General features: G+C 60.7%; 14 protein-coding genes. 12 read left to right on the top strand and 2 right to left on the bottom strand.

Annotated elements, in window-relative coordinates:
- Nucleotides 1-33: 33 nt before the first annotated feature.
- From ACLGL5_RS13635 to ACLGL5_RS13600, 8 genes are all read left to right on the top strand, one after another.
- Complete coding sequence (locus tag ACLGL5_RS13635) at nucleotides 34-1,479, top strand: type II and III secretion system protein family protein (RefSeq protein ID WP_069091291.1); 1,446 nt, start codon at nucleotides 34-36, stop codon at nucleotides 1,477-1,479.
- A 4-nt stretch (nucleotides 1,480-1,483) separates the two neighbouring features.
- Nucleotides 1,484-1,771 (top strand): hypothetical protein, encoded by a 288-nt coding sequence (locus ACLGL5_RS13630; RefSeq protein WP_019860370.1) that lies wholly within the window; start codon nucleotides 1,484-1,486, stop codon nucleotides 1,769-1,771.
- A gap of 78 nt (nucleotides 1,772-1,849) precedes the next feature.
- On the top strand, nucleotides 1,850-3,352 hold the full coding sequence (locus ACLGL5_RS13625) for a TadE/TadG family type IV pilus assembly protein (RefSeq protein WP_069091290.1): 1,503 nt from the start codon (nucleotides 1,850-1,852) through the stop codon (nucleotides 3,350-3,352).
- Between the two features lie 5 nt (nucleotides 3,353-3,357).
- On the top strand, nucleotides 3,358-3,900 hold the full coding sequence (locus ACLGL5_RS13620) for a TadE/TadG family type IV pilus assembly protein (protein ID WP_223217872.1): 543 nt from the start codon (nucleotides 3,358-3,360) through the stop codon (nucleotides 3,898-3,900).
- 2 nt (nucleotides 3,901-3,902) lie between these two features.
- On the top strand, nucleotides 3,903-4,538 hold the full coding sequence (locus ACLGL5_RS13615) for a TadE/TadG family type IV pilus assembly protein (protein WP_069091289.1): 636 nt from the start codon (nucleotides 3,903-3,905) through the stop codon (nucleotides 4,536-4,538).
- Nucleotides 4,535-5,698, top strand: coding sequence for a CpaE/TadZ family protein (locus ACLGL5_RS13610; RefSeq protein ID WP_019860373.1), 1,164 nt, complete (start codon nucleotides 4,535-4,537; stop codon nucleotides 5,696-5,698). The genes ACLGL5_RS13615 and ACLGL5_RS13610 overlap by 4 nt, the downstream gene beginning before the upstream one ends.
- Complete coding sequence (locus ACLGL5_RS13605; RefSeq protein WP_069091288.1) at nucleotides 5,682-6,272, top strand: L,D-transpeptidase; 591 nt, start codon at nucleotides 5,682-5,684, stop codon at nucleotides 6,270-6,272. The genes ACLGL5_RS13610 and ACLGL5_RS13605 overlap by 17 nt, the downstream gene beginning before the upstream one ends.
- Nucleotides 6,269-6,844, top strand: coding sequence for a hypothetical protein (locus ACLGL5_RS13600; RefSeq protein WP_069091287.1), 576 nt, complete (start codon nucleotides 6,269-6,271; stop codon nucleotides 6,842-6,844). The genes ACLGL5_RS13605 and ACLGL5_RS13600 overlap by 4 nt, the downstream gene beginning before the upstream one ends.
- 88 nt (nucleotides 6,845-6,932) lie before the next feature.
- On the opposite strand, the gene ACLGL5_RS13595 is transcribed toward ACLGL5_RS13600, so the two are convergent.
- Nucleotides 6,933-7,469 (bottom strand): hypothetical protein, encoded by a 537-nt coding sequence (locus ACLGL5_RS13595; RefSeq protein ID WP_069091286.1) that lies wholly within the window; start codon nucleotides 7,467-7,469, stop codon nucleotides 6,933-6,935.
- Between the two features lie 451 nt (nucleotides 7,470-7,920).
- Here ACLGL5_RS13595 and ACLGL5_RS13590 point away from each other — a divergent pair, with 451 nt between their 5' ends.
- Genes ACLGL5_RS13590 through ACLGL5_RS13575 form a run of 4 tightly spaced genes read left to right on the top strand, consistent with a single transcriptional unit; the run spans nucleotide 7,921 to nucleotide 13,508 of the window.
- Nucleotides 7,921-9,369 carry a TolC family protein gene (locus tag ACLGL5_RS13590; protein ID WP_081295854.1) on the top strand — a complete coding sequence of 483 codons (1,449 nt, stop codon included), beginning with the start codon at nucleotides 7,921-7,923 and terminating at the stop codon, nucleotides 9,367-9,369.
- 40 nt (nucleotides 9,370-9,409) lie between these two features.
- A complete protein-coding gene (locus tag ACLGL5_RS13585) occupies nucleotides 9,410-11,542 on the top strand; it encodes a type I secretion system permease/ATPase (protein WP_083246608.1) in 2,133 nt (710 codons plus the stop codon).
- A 45-nt stretch (nucleotides 11,543-11,587) separates the two neighbouring features.
- Nucleotides 11,588-12,877, top strand: coding sequence for an HlyD family type I secretion periplasmic adaptor subunit (locus ACLGL5_RS13580; protein WP_069091284.1), 1,290 nt, complete (start codon nucleotides 11,588-11,590; stop codon nucleotides 12,875-12,877).
- Complete coding sequence (locus ACLGL5_RS13575; RefSeq protein ID WP_019860381.1) at nucleotides 12,867-13,508, top strand: ribbon-helix-helix domain-containing protein; 642 nt, start codon at nucleotides 12,867-12,869, stop codon at nucleotides 13,506-13,508. The genes ACLGL5_RS13580 and ACLGL5_RS13575 overlap by 11 nt, the downstream gene beginning before the upstream one ends.
- Nucleotides 13,509-13,593: 85 nt before the next feature.
- On the opposite strand, the gene ACLGL5_RS13570 is transcribed toward ACLGL5_RS13575, so the two are convergent.
- Entirely contained in the window at nucleotides 13,594-14,538 is a 945-nt protein-coding gene (locus ACLGL5_RS13570; protein ID WP_038644568.1) for a transglutaminase-like cysteine peptidase, read from the bottom strand.
- Nucleotides 14,539-14,773: the final 235 nt, after the last annotated feature.

Below are 14,773 nucleotides of genomic sequence, written 5' to 3'. Positions count from 1 at the left end.
GGGTTGCCATAGGCAGCAATCGGGGAGACGGGGATGCAGGGGTTTTGGGTAAGGATGGCGGCGGTCGCGCTGTCCTGTTTCGCGACGCTACCAACGTGGAGTCACGTGGCCGAGGCCGCAGACCGCTTCATCGATGTGTCGAATCCCAGCGTTCATCGTGTTTTCCTGCCGATGTCGCAGTCGGTGACGATCGCGGTGAACGCCACCCTTGGCGATATCGTCGTCGGTGACGAAAAAATCGCCGACGCTCAGCCGATGACCGACCGCACGCTCTATGTCATCGGCAAGGGGGCCGGCACCACCACGGTCAATCTGTTTTCAACGGACAAGCGTTCACTCGGCGTCATCCAGATCGAGGTCGGCGTCGACGTCAGCGACATGGCGCAGGCGATCCGCCAAGTGGCGCCGAGGTCGCGCATCGAAGTCGCCTCGGTCAACGGCAGGGTCAGGCTTGGCGGTCATGTCAAGGACGGCGCCACGCTGGCGGCGATCATGGCGGTTGCGCAGCAATATGGTCCCGACGCCATCATCAACTCCGTGATCGTCGACGACAGCCAGCAGGTCAATCTGGAAGTACGCGTGCTGGAGGCCAAGCGCAATGCTGGCCGCGACCTGGGCGTGTCGATCAGGAGCACAAACAGCCGGGGTACGACTCAAGTCGGAACCGGTATTACCGCCGTCGACAAGGACAATGTGGTGCTCGGCACCGGCGGTTTTCTCAGCGACCTCCTGTCCACCTCTACTCCCTTCGGAGCGCTGCTCACCCGCGTCATCGACAGCAACATCAAGGTCGATCTGTACATCGAGGCGCTTGAGGCCAAGGGCGCGGTGCGCACGCTTGCCAATCCCAATCTCACCACGCTCTCCGGCGAACAGGCAAGCTTCAACGCCGGTGGCGAAGTTCCTATCCGAACCCTCGACAAGGAGGGCCAGATCAGCATCGTCTACAAGCAATTCGGCGTCAATCTTCTGTTCACGCCGGTCGTGCTCGACGACGGCAAGATCCACATGAACCTGGCGCCGGAAGTCAGCGACCTGAACGGCTTCACCACCGCCGGCGACCCGATTTTCACCAACCGCAAACTGTCCACCGTCGTCGAATTGCGCGACGGCCAGAGCTTCGCGGTCGGCGGGCTTTTGTCCAGCAGGACCACCAAGCTGCAGAACCAGGTGCCATGGCTCGGTCAGGTGCCGGTGATCGGAACGCTGTTCCGCAATTCGAGCAACCAGAAGGAAGAGACGGAACTGGTCGTCATCGTCACGCCGCACATCGTGCGGCCGGTGAAGCCCGGCGAACAGCTGGCAACGCCTTTCGACAAGACGCGGCCCGCCAACGACCCGGAATTCTTCGTGCTCGGTCAGCTCGAAGTGAACAAGGACATGATCCGGAAATATGAAACGGGCGACGGCGTCACCGGCCCCTATGGCCACATGCTCAACTTCAAATCGAAGGACAAGATGCTCTATGTCAAAAAATAGCGCCTTGATCCTCGTCCTGAGCGCCGGTCTGCTGACGGGCTGTGCGGCGGACTATTTAAATCACTACGATTCAGTGACCTTGGCCGCGGGCGACTCGCAGAAGTACAATTCGCTTCTGCAGACGGTCGATCCGTTCAACCCGGCCTCCAGGAATACACACATAGGAGGCGATGGTGCGCGCGCAGCCGCTGTTGCCAACAACTACAAATTTCCACCACCACCGCCGCCACCGCCTGCCATCACGGTCAATGTCGGCGGGGCGGGGTCGGGTGTGACGACGACGACGCCGTAAACTGAAACGGAAGGATGCGGTTTCAGCGCGCCAGGCCATACGAGGAAACCTGGCGTCAGGGAGCAAAGAGTAAGAGCCATGCTGCGAACCATTCGCGCGTTCTGGCACGATCAGAGGGGAATAGCGCTGCTCCTCGTCAGCGTTACGCTGCCGGCGATCATCGGCTTTTCGCTGTTGGCGATCGACATGAGCCGGGTCAACAATTTGCATAACGACCTGCAGAAGGGCGCCGATGCCTTTGCGTTGGCCGGAGCCGCCGAGCTCGATGGCTTGCCCGGCTCATGGGCTAGGGCCGAACGCGCCATGGCGACATTGGTTGCCAACCAGGCCGCATTCTCGACCGTTGGCGCCAATGGTCGGTTCACTTTGACGTCCGGGCAACCGGGCGGCACCGCACAGTGCAACAGCGCCGGCAACATTTCGTGGTGTTTCCTCAAGAGCTTACCCGCAACAGACGGAGCCCCGGTCACCAGCGCAAATTATGCCAATGCAACGCAATCCATCGGCGAAGATGAAACTGCTTTCATTGAAGTGAAGGTGGCGCCGACCGGTTTCGCCGCAATATTCCCGGCGTCGTTTCTGACGGGCAATTCGGCCAGTAACGGTTTCAACGTTGCAGCCCGGGCGACTGCCGGGTTCACGTCGGGCGTCTGCGATTACACGCCCGTTTTCATGTGCAATCCGTATGAGGACACATCCATCACCGGCGGCGTCACGCTCGAACAGGCGGCACAATCCAGGCAATACCGTCGCCGTCAGATCGTGCTGCGCGGCGACGGATCTTACTTTCCCGGCAACTTCGCTTTCCTGGCTTCACCATTTGGCAATGGCGCCAATCAGCTCGAAAAGATGCTCGCCGACTCCAAGCCGCAGAATTGTTATTCGCGCGACGGCGTCAATACCGAGCCTGGACAGAATGCCGGCCCTGTCGAGAACGGTATCAACTCGCGCTTCGGCATCGATTCTTCAAACTATTCGGACGGACCTGGAGTCAATGTGCGCAAGGGTGCCAAGAACGGCAGCCAGTTCGTCTCGAGCAACAAGGTCGACTACGAAACAGACCCGACAAAGGGTGTCGGGCTTGAGCGTGACTCGTGCCAGATCGCCGGCAACTGCACCATGATGGGCGGCCGCATGGGCGACGGTGACTGGAATTTCGCGCGCTACTGGGCCGCCAATCATCCAACACGTGCCGTGCCATCGGCTCTATCCGGAACCGGCGCCAATCTCCCGACACGTTATGAGGTCTATCGCTACGAGATCGACAACAATATCTATCAGGATCCTGCAGTCGGTGGCGAAACGGGTGTCCCGCCTGCGGCGGCAGGCACCCCGATCTCGATCCCAGACCGCCGGTTGCTGTACGGCGCAATCCTCGACTGCAATGCGCTTCAGGCTTCGGGCACGAATTTCAGCGGCCGCCAGACGGGGATTCCCGTGAGGAGGTTCGGTAGCTTCTTCATCACCGAGCCTATCAAGGACGGGAAGAATATCTACGTCGAGTTGGTCGACATCACCGGCAAAGGCGGCAACGGTACGCTCGACAACTATCTGCGCGACGAAGCGCAGCTCTATCGGTGACCGCGATGTTCAAGATGCTGTCCCGATATCTCAGTCGATTTCGTCGCGATCAACGCGGCGCGGTGATTGTCGAGATGACACTGATCACGCCGCTGATGCTGGTCTTGTCGGCGGGAGTGTTCGAGTTCGGCAACCTGATCCATGACAAGCTGCTGATGGAGGCCGGGCTTACAGACGCCGCTCGCTATGCCGCGCGCTGCAACAGTCAGTTGTATACCGACTCCGGGCTGGCGGCGATCAACTGTACCACCATTGCCGCCAACATCGCCGTCTACGGCAAGCCATCTGTAACCGTTGTCAACGGCGTCGTGACCGACACTCCGCGCGTCAGCGGCTGGCAGACATCGAATGTCACCGTGACCACCAACAACTCCTGCCAGGATACCGTGGTGGGCGGCGTTACCCAATATCGCTCCACCACCGCACAAGTCTGCACCGTCCGCGCATCCGGTACCTACCCATACACCGGTGTCGGGATGCTTGCGTTCATCGGCATCGGGCCGATCACGCTTCAGGGGTCCCACGACGAGCGGTTGATCCGGTTCTGACCATGATCCAGCGTTTCGCAAAATCAGAAGACGGCGCGGCGATGGTGGAAATGACCATCGTATCGACGCTGCTGTTCTCGCTTGTCCTGGGCTTCGTCGATTTCGGCTATGCCTTCTATCAATGGAACGCGGCCACCAAGGCGGTGCAGGTCGGCGCCCGGCTGGCGTCGATATCGGATGCGGTGGCAACCAATCTCGCGACCGCGGGTCCGATCTCCTCTCCCGGCGCCCCGGTTGCCGCCGGCGCCTATGGTCCCTTCGTCTGCACCTACACCGCCGGCACGGGCGGCTGCAGCAATGGCGGCGGCTTCAGCGCCGCCAATTTCAGTCGCATCTTTCGTGGCGACACCGCAAACACCAATGATGACGCCTGTCCCAATCTGGCCACAAACCAGCGGCCGGGCATGTGTCACTTCTTCCCGGGCTTGCTGCGCAGCAACGTCGTCGTCACTTACTCGGCCACCGGCCTTGGCTATCAGACCCGGCTAAGCGGTCCGGTGCCGACAATCACCGTCAGCCTGCAGAACAGAACCTTCCAGTTCTTCTTCCTCCAGGGACTGATGGGTTTCGCCAACATCAACATGCCCTCCATGCTGAGCACGGTCACGGGCGAAGACATCAAGAGCACCTGGCCATGAATGCCATCAACACCAAGGTTACACCGACCAAGCGCAAGCAGGTGGCGCTGTTTTCGTCGGATCCGAATTTCAAGCGCGACGTGGCGACGCGGCTCGATGCGCTGGCGATCTATGACGTCAGGGTTTCCGAGACGGACGATTTTCTCAAAGGTCCGCCGGCCGATACGCGTCCCGGCATCGTCATCCTCGATCTCGGCGCTGGCGAGTTGCTCGGCAAGCCCGGCATCGTCGAGGCGCGCGCGCTGTGGGCGACGGTGCCGCTGATCGCGGTTTCCGATGAGCTGACGTCGGAACAGACGCGCGTGCTGGTGCGCATGAACGCCTCGGACTGGCTGCACAAGCCGCTAGACGGCAAGGAACTGCTCAATGCGGTGACCTTCCACGATACCGGCAACCAGGGCACGAAAAGCCGGATCATCACCTTCATCAGCGCCAGCGGTGGCGCCGGTGCCACGACGCTCGCTTTGTCGGCGGCCGAATTCCTGGCCTCGAAATCGGCCGAGCGCGCGGCCTCGACCTGCCTGGTCGATCTCGACTTCCAGAGCGCCAATTGCGGCGCCTATCTCAATCTGTTCAACCAGTTCGATCTCGCGGGCATTATCAATCAGCCGGAAAGGCTGGATGTCGAGCTGATGGATGTCATCAAGTTGACGCGCCCGTCCGGTCTCACCCTCTATGCGTTCGAGAGGCCGCAACTGCCCTTCGAGCCGCACGGCAGCGATTTCGTCTTCCGGCTTCTGGACCTCGTCGCCTACCGCTTCGACGACATCGTCATCGACCTGCCCAATATCGAAACGCCCTGGCACAATTCGGTGCTGTCGACCAGCGACGAGATCTTCATCGTCTTCGAACTCAACGTCGCTTCGCTGCGGCAAGGCAAGCGGCTCTACAAGAAGATCCGCGAACTGCGCGGCAATGCGGTCAGCATCACGCTGGTCGCCAACAAGCACAAGCGCAAATGGTTCGGGAACCATTTTTCGCGCAGCGAGCTCGAGAAGATATTCAAGGCGCCGCACATCAAATCGGTCGCGCTGGACAATGCCCTTCTGACCGATGCCTTGAACCGGGCGATCCTTCCCTCCGAAGTGGACGGCAGGGCGCGCTTCAACAAGGATCTGAAGAAGATGTTCAAAGAGCGGCTCGATGACGCTGCCCGGTAGAAATGGCCTCGTCCCCAGGCTGGCCGGCACCTGCGTGCTCGGCCTGGTGCTGGCGATGTCCGCCCAGGGCTTCGCCGAGGCGCGGTCGGGGCTCTCGGATCGGCCGCCGCTGCCGGCGATGGGCCCCAGCCTGCGCAAGGCGGTTGCCTTTGCGACCACCGAGCAGCCGGGAACGATCATCATCCGCAAGAGCGAGAAGGCACTTTACCTGGTGACCCGCCAGGGCCAGGCATTGCGCTACCAGATCAGCGTCGGGCGTGACGGATTTGGCTGGACCGGGGTGGTGAAGGTCGGCGCCAAGACGGAATGGCCGCAGTGGCGCCCGCCCCGGGAAATGCGCGCCCGCCAACCGGAACTGCCGGAGTTGGTGCCTTCGGGTCCTTATAACCCCTTGGGCGCGCGGGCGCTGTATCTGCTGCGGGACGGACACGACACGCTCTATCGCATCCATGGCACCAACGATCCCTCAGGCGTGGGATTCGATGGCACGTCGGGCTGCTTTCGCCTTACCAACACGGATGTGATCGATCTTTTCAAGCGCGTGCCAGTTGGCACCAAGGTGGTGGTTCAATGACGACGATCAGCGACCCGCATGTACCGACTGTCTCGGCCGAGCCGATTGAACCGCAACTGCTCGGCAAGGATGCGAGCCGGTCGCGGCTGGCCGTCGTCGTCGGCGTTGGATTGACCCTGTTCGCCGTGCTGAACGCAACCGCCGCCATCTACCTCTATCGAGGCATCAACGACCTGCGTACCGTGGAGGGACGTCTCGAGGAACTCGGTGCGTTCGAGCAGCGGATCGTTGCCCGGCTCGATACGGTCAACAACGGTTTTCAAAGCCGATTTGAACGGCTGGACAGCCAACTGCAGGGCAATTTCAACGAAATCAACGGCAGCATATCCAGGTTGGCACAAAACCCACCCTCGGCGCGCGACGACAGCAGCATCGGCGCGGCTGAACCCGTCGTCGTCACCAGCACCGTGGCGGACGCTTCTTCCGACACCAGCGATGTCGCGGCCGAACCCGCGGCTGTCGAGACGCCACGGCCAATCAAGCGCAGGAGTGCAGCGCCTCCTGGCCCGAACCCCGCCTACCAGCGAACGGAAACGCCGGACGGCAAGGTCTATTATCGCAAGATCAATTGAGGCGTATTAGGGTCCCGGTGAAGCCGGACGGAAGTGAGCCTCATGCAGTTCCCGACGTCCGGACGTTTTCGAAACGCCCTATGCCAGACTAAAGATCCCGTCCCAAAGTCATGAGCCGCAGGGCCAGAGACTCACCGCGCAGTCGCGTCTCGCGAAGGAACGCGACATGACAGTACGCGCAGGCCGCGAAGCCCAGGACGAGCACCAGGCTGTTCTGCCAGGTGAAATCGATCTTCAGGGCGAATTGGAGGCCGTTGGACATAGGAAATGCCGCGACCGTGCTCGCCGTCTCCGAATGACTGCTGGAAGCGATCATCAGTCCGGCAAAGAGCAGGGCGACGTGGTTGGCCAGGAAGAAGGCGGCCGCCGGTCTCACCCGGCAAGCGCTCCAGAACACCAGTGCAGCGGCAACCAGGATGACGGCATCCAGGGCCATCGAACCATAGAGATACGCGTCGATCTGTTGCCAGAACATCGCCGACAAGGGGCGCAGTTCAAGCCAGATCCTCCACATTGCGGGGCTTGCGGGATAGCTCCCGAGCAGCATGGTCGCTATTCGCTCGCAGGCCAAAACCACCAGGATGAAAGCCGGAAAAGCGAAGAGTAGTATCGGCCTGCGCTTCATTTTAACCTCGACAATTTGGCATCAGCATAGATTGCAGAGGTTGAGCGAGGCTTAACGCAAGGGCGAACTATGGCCGTGCTTGGCGGTTTATTCGGGCAGCCCTCAATCCAGTATCGGCCCTTCATGTGGGTCGCATGGTCTTGGCCGATCGCCGTCCAATTTCCACGGCCGCCTTCCGGCCATGCAGGCGTCATACGATTCTGCCGGCATTGAGCCGTATCCGCGTGTGGACTTTTTCCACGCCAGGCGGCGTTTGGCTGAAGCCGCAGCCAACCCATTTTGTGCCATTTTTGCTACATTTCCCAACCTTGTGGATCAGACGAGTGATTTAGGCTCCCCTAAATTAATAATAACTCAGATATTTTCTTGAAATTGTTGGATAGTTGCCTGAGAAGGCTCAGGCTTGGGTCAGCGCCCGCAAGGGCGCAGGGGAAACGTTGGGGCGGGTTAGATGAATACGAGAAGCATCTCGACTGTGGGCAAGCGCCTAGGTCTTTTGATGGCGGCTACGATGCTGACCTGCGCAAGTGCGAGTGCGCTTACGCTCAAGGAAGCGATGGCGGTTGCGGTCGAATCCAATCCTGAAATCGGCCAGGCCATAGAAAATCGCGAAGCAATCGAGTTCGAGCTGCGTCAGGCCAAGGGCCTCTATCTTCCCAGCGTCGACGTGGAAGCGTCGGCCGGAGCTCGCCGTCTCGACAATTCCTCCCGACGCGCGCTCTCGATAGAGGATGACGCACTTTATCCGGCGGAAACCGATCTGACGGTTTCGCAGACGCTCTATGACAGCGGCGCAAGGCGGGCCGAACTGAACCGCCAGGCCTCGCGCGTCGACGGCGCGTCGTTTCGTGTGCTGGAGCGGTCTGAATTCATAGGACTCTCGGTTGTCCAGGACTACCTCGAATACATGCTTCAGGCTTCGATCGTGGCAGAGGCAAAGAAGAACCTGGGCTTTCACCAAGCAATCCTCCACGACATCCAGGAAGGCATTGCTGGCGGTGGCTTGAACGAGGCCGACCGGCAACAGGCCGAAGAGCGCCTGTTTGCGGCCAAGGCCCGCATGCAGGAAGCCTCGGAGGAGCTGGAGGCCTCGAGGATCCGGTTCTTCAAGACCGTCGGGAAGCCGTTGACCAATGCATCGAGGCCGGCCGATGTTTCCGGCACGCTGCCAAGGTCGCTGGACGATGCGATTGGCCTTGCGCGGGAGAGCAATCCGCGCGTCCATATGGCCAACAGCGATATCGCCGCCGCGGCCTCGCTGGTGGATGCGGCTCGCGCGAAATACGGCCCCTCGATCGTCGCCGAAGGCGTCGCCCGGGCTGGGTATGACATCGACGGTGACAATGGCGACACATCCGACCTGCAGGCACGCCTGGTGCTGCGGTGGAACTTGTATCGGGGCGGCATCGACAAGGCCAATGAACAGGAGCAGATCCGTCGCACCAGCGAGCAGCGGCTTGCGCAGCATCAGGTGCTGCGGGAAATCGAAGAAGCCGTTCGCACATCGTGGGATCGCCGCTTCCGGCAAGCCGACCTGGCAAAGACGCTGAAGCTGCAGGCCGCTTCCAACGAGAAGCTGGTCGCGTCCTATCGCGAGCAATTCAAGGTCGGGCAGCGCTCGTTGCTCGATGTGCTGGATGCGCAGAATACGCGTTTCAACACGGCGACACTGGCCGACACCGCATCCTACGCCTCTCTCTTTGCCCAATACCGGCTTCTCGCGGCCACCGGGCAGTTGCTGAAAACGATGGACATCCGCCCGCCAAAACAGGCCGCGGCCTATGCGCGGACCGAGTTCGGCGCACCGGAAACGGCCGACACGGAAACCTATGCGCGCACGCCGTCGGAACAGAAGAACGACCTGCCGTTCGATATCCTGGCACCGGTCAGGAAAAAGTAAGCGGATGTAAGGACCGATCGAAAGTCCCTAAGGGCAGATCGTGAATCAGCAACCCAACATCCTCTCCCCGAAGGAGGCGTTCAAGGCCTGCTTCTCGGCCATTGCCGGGTATCTCGGCAGGCCGAGCGCGCAAACGGTGCTGTTCGCCGGCGTGCCGCTGTCGGACACGCGTATCGACATCGAAGCCATCCGGCATATTGCCGAGCGCATCGGCCTCGAAATCACCGAATTCAGCCATCGCGAGTTTCTTCGGGGACGCATCGACCTCCCCGCCATCGTGTTTCGCGTCAGTCAATTGCCGGTTGCCCTGCTGGCCGAAACGGAGGACGGCGCATTCACGACCGCTCCCCAGGAAGACGGCCGCGTAACCATCACGAAATCCGAATTGGCCGCCAGCTACATCAGTGGCGGCGTTTCCTTCTCGATAACATATGCCAACACTGCCGAAGGGATGAATGTCGGTTCGGCGCCGAAGATCGAGCGGCGACATTGGCTGACGGGAACGATGGGTCCGTTCTGGCGCACCTATTCGAAGGTTATCCTGGCGGCAATCTTCATCAACATGCTGGCCATCGCCTCGCCGATCTTCACCATGAACGTCTATGACAGGATCTTGCCGAACAAGGCGATATCGACGCTGTGGGTGCTGTCGATCGGCATCGCCACGGTCATCCTGTTCGACCTGCTTCTGAAGACCGCCAGAGCGTCCCTCATCGACTATGCCGGGCGCAAGGCGGATCTGCGCATTTCCTATTTGCTGTTCGAGAAAGTGCTGAACTCGTCCCTGTCGGCGCGGCCAGGCTCGACAGGCGAATATGCAAATCGGGTGACGCAGTATGAATTCGTGCGCGAATTCTTCACGTCCAACACCATCAGCGTGTTTATCGACACCGCCTTCGTGTTCGTCTTTCTCCTGGTCATCTATGCGATCGGCGGATGGCTGGTCATCATACCGGCGCTGGCCTTCGTGGCTTCCGTGATCGTCGGGCTGATCACGCAACAGCGCATCGGCAAGCGTGTCGCGGCCTCCATGAACGAGGCCTCGCAACGGCAGGCCCTGCTGGTCGAATCCATCTCCACGCTGGAGACGATCAAGTCGCTGCGGGCCGAGGCGTATTTGTTGCGAAAATGGGGAGAGCATTCCAAGAACGCGTCCAACACATCCGAGAAGATCAAGCAGCTTTCGGCCGCCGCTGGCAACATAACGCAGGCCATCCAGCAGATGGTCACCGTCGCCCTGATCGTGGCCGGCGCCTACGCCTTCTCGGAAGGACACGTCTCCACCGGAGCCATTATCGGCACCGTGATGCTGGCCAGCCGGGCGGTGTCTCCACTCGGCCAGATCGCCATCACCTTGTCCAGGCTTCGCCAGGCCATGCTCTCCCTGCGCATGGTGAACTCGATCATGGCGCAGCCGGAGGATCGCCCGGATACGGTGGGTTTCGTCAACCGGCCCATTCGCAACGGCGCCATGGTTTTCAGGAATGTCGGCTTTGTCTATCCGGGCTCCGAGAACGAGGTCCTGACCGGCCTGAATTTCTCGGTGAAGCCAGGTGAGCGCATCGGCATCATCGGCCGCATAGGTTCGGGAAAGACAACGATGGGCCGGCTGATCGGCAGGCTCTTCCTGCCGACATCAGGCGAGTTGCTGCTGGACGGGATCGACATCCGCCAATACCACCCTTCGGAGGTTCGCGCCGCGGTCGGGATCGTCGCACAGGCCAACGATCTGTTTTCGGGTACCATCAAGGAAAATCTCCTGATGGCATGTCCGGAGGCGACCGATGAGCAGATCGTCGAAGCGGCAAAGGCTGCCGGCGTCGACGATTTCGTCTCCCGTCACCCGCGTGGCTACGACATGAATGTCGGCGAGCGCGGCACCAATCTCTCGGGCGGCCAGAGGCAGACGATGGCGATTGCCCGTCTGTTGCTGACCAAACCGAAAATCGTCTTCCTGGACGAGCCGTCGGGTTCGATGGACCTGGCTTCCGAGCGGCAGCTGATCAAGCAGCTCAAAGTGGCTTTCGACCGGAACACGACGCTGATCGTTTCAACGCATCGCTTCAGCATGCTCGAACTGGCCGACCGTCTTATCGTCATCGAGCAAGGCAGGATCGTTGCCGATGGACCAAAGGACCAAGTGATACAGGCGCTGCAGAAAACAAGCACCTGAAAAACAGACTTATTGAACGCATTCAATGCGTTGGGGTTGTAGGACATGCTTGCAAGGGAAGACCGGCCGCCGCTTTTCGCGTCGGCGTCCTTGTTCATCATAGGGGCACTGTTTGTGTCTTCCGTCGCCTGGGCGTCCTTTGCCGAGGTCGACGAAATCGCGCGCGGCGAAGGCAAGGTCATACCGGCTTCCAAGACCCAGATCATCCAGGCCAGCGAGCCGGGCGTCGTTCAGGAAATTGCCGTGAAGATCGGGCAGATCGTCAAGAAGAACGATCTCATCATCCGCCTCGACAACACGATGAACACGTCCAGCCTCGGCGAGCAGCAGGCCAAGGCAAGGGCGCTCCGGACGCGCATTGCACGGCTGAAATTCGAGCAGACCGGCAATATAGACGGTCCATTTCCCTGTCCGGCCGAAATTCAGAAGGTCGCGCCGGAAATCTGCGACAACGAGCAGAAACTGCTCGTTGCGCGCCGTGACAACTTCCAGGTCAAGCTGTCGGTCCTCAAGTCGCGTCTCGATCAGCGCCTGAACGAATTGGACGAAGCCAACGCCAATCTCGATCGCCTCACCAAGAATCTCGAAGTCAGCGACCGGGGAACGGCGCTGGTCGAATCCATGGTCAAGAAGGGGCTGATGGCCAGGACCGAGCAGATCCGCGTCGAGCGGGAGCAGACCGAACTGCGTGGGCAGCTGAACCTCGCCGGTGAATCCATCAAGAAAGCCAAGGCGGCCATCACCGAAGCCCAGCTTCAAGTCAACGAGCTCGGCCTGCAGCTGCAACAGGAGGCGCTGAGCGACCTGACCCAGGCGCTGGCCGATCTTTCGGTCGTCGATGAGACCATACGCGGCGCCACCGACAAGGTGGCGCGCACGGACATCCGCTCGCCTGTCGACGGTATCGTCAACACGCTTGACATCAACACGGTCGGCGCCTTCGTGCAGCCCGGCGCGGTCGTGGCCGGCATCGTGCCCACATCCGAGACGCTGCTGGTCGAAGCGCGGGTTTCACCGCGCGATGTTGCCTTCATCCGGCCGGACCAGGACGCGCTGATCAAGATTACCGCCTATGATTTCTCGATCTTCGGCGGTATCGAGGGCAAGGTCTCCAACATCACCGCCGACAGCCTGGTCGACCAGAAGACGGGCGAGCCCTACTACCAGGTACGCGTCGCCACCGAGAGGTCGACGCTGACGCGAGATGGCAAGACCTATTCGATCATCCCCGGCATGATCTGTTCGGTCGATATCAAGACCGGACACAAAACCATCCTCACCTATCTGCTGAAGCCGATCAACAAGGCACGCGAGGAGGCAATGAGTGAACGATAGCGTCACGTCTCCCGCCGCCGATCGCGAGCAGCTGCTGCCGCCCATGGCGACAGAGGATTTCGGGCTGGAATTCCGGGTCGTGGCACGTGGCGGCACGCGACGCGGCATTCGTCTGGAGCGGGCGTTCTGGACCGCGCTGAAGCAGATGGCCGAAAGCCGCAAATGCACGATCGGCATGCTGATCGACGAGATCGCCGACAGCCATGCCCACACCGGAAACCTGACATCGGCAATCCGGGTGGCCTGCATGCGCGGACTGGCCGACGAAAACCAGACCTTGCGAAGGCTTGCGTCGATCAAGACGATCAACGCCATTCTGGTCGCCTGCCCGTCACCGGCTTTTGCGCTCTCATCGTCGAAGAGGATCCTGACCTTCAACGCGCCGTTCCAGCAGCTGGTCAGGCGCCAATTGCCGGTCGCGCCAAGCGAAGATGCGCGCCACGACCTGAAGCTTGCCCTGGATCTCAATGTCGCTGACATATTCGCGCGGCTCGACGCCAATGGCGAAACGCCGGTCGCCACCGGTTTCGTCATCGGCGCGGGCGACCGCCGCTACCGGGGGCAATTGAATGCGGCGCGGGCGCCGGTGCTCGAGCCGGAGCTGCTGATGGCCTTCGTCTTCGGCGGCTAGTGCATATCGCCCGAAAGTGACCCCAGTTCTGGGGAGAAGACATGAGAGCGAAGGCGTGCCGAACCGGGTGCTTCGCTTGGCTATGCTATGGCTGCAGGCCCTCGCCAGGTGCGACCGTCGCAAGTCCGCCCTTGATATCGGCGACTTGGGCCGCGCCGGGCCTGGTGCCGTGGATCCACGCTCGGTCGGTGCTGAACGAGTACAATGGCACGTAGTCTGGAAGATCGCTGTCCCGCGAGACGACGTTGCTCAGGCTGTCCAGAATAAAGACGCCGCTGCCGGTGCTGACAGACAGCACGGCATGAAAGAAACCGCGCTTGCGATCTTGCAAGACGACGAGCGACATGCTCTGCGCCGGAATGCCGGCACGCAGCAGCGCCGCCATCTTGAGAATGGCGAAATCCTCGCAGTCGCCCGCCCGCCGCTCGAGAATTTCGGAAGGTTTGGCCCAGTAGTCGAGCTTGCCGTAAACCACGCTGTCCTTCTTGTAGGCGATCGCGTGATTTATGCTTGAGTTGATGAAGGACAGCTTGTCGACAAACCGCTTGTCCTTGGCGGCGTTGACGATCGCGGTGAAGATGCTGTTCTTGCCGTCGCACGCAGTGCCCGCGGAACAGTCGACGATTGCCTTGTAGACCGGTGCCCAACGCGCGGAAACCGGAAAATTATGCATGGACAGCGCAACCGATCCGAACACGCCGGGAATGATCGCCGCCGTCTGGATGGGATCGATCCCGGCGTTGCCTTGCGCCGTCGAAAGGCCGGTTTCCTGACCGCTGGTGGCCGGACCGTAGCTGCCGAGAACCATGCCTATTCTGTAGGCCGAGGCCGGCTGCCAGGGCTGCCGCCGCAGCAGCGAAATGCCCCCGAGGACAGGAGGCGTTTCGACGTTCGCCAGCAGCGAATCGACACGATCGGCGCCGGCTGGGACCGTGCTGGCGAACGATGGATGCGACAGGCCGAAAATGCCGATTGCCAGCAGCAGCGCTTTGAGCCCGGTTGCCCCCAGGGCAGATTTTTCTTTTGTCATAACGCCCACCTTTGACTGTGGACGCTACCAATCTCGTCTCAAATTATTGGAAAAGAAGGTGGATAAATTTCCTGTACTTCATGACAGTTGTTTTGTGTAAAATTTTACACAAATTTATACTTCCATTTGCCAAGCAACCGAGGCCGGACCCCGCCAAGCGGATTGCACATCGGCCAATGTATATCAGGTTATATGTTTCGAGTTTACCACGCATAAAAAATGCCGAGGCCCGCAT

The sequence above is a fragment of the Mesorhizobium sp. U510 genome, from assembly GCF_059180695.1.
Note: the sequence above shows the minus strand (reverse complement) of the source record. Positions and strands in the feature narration are given on the sequence as shown.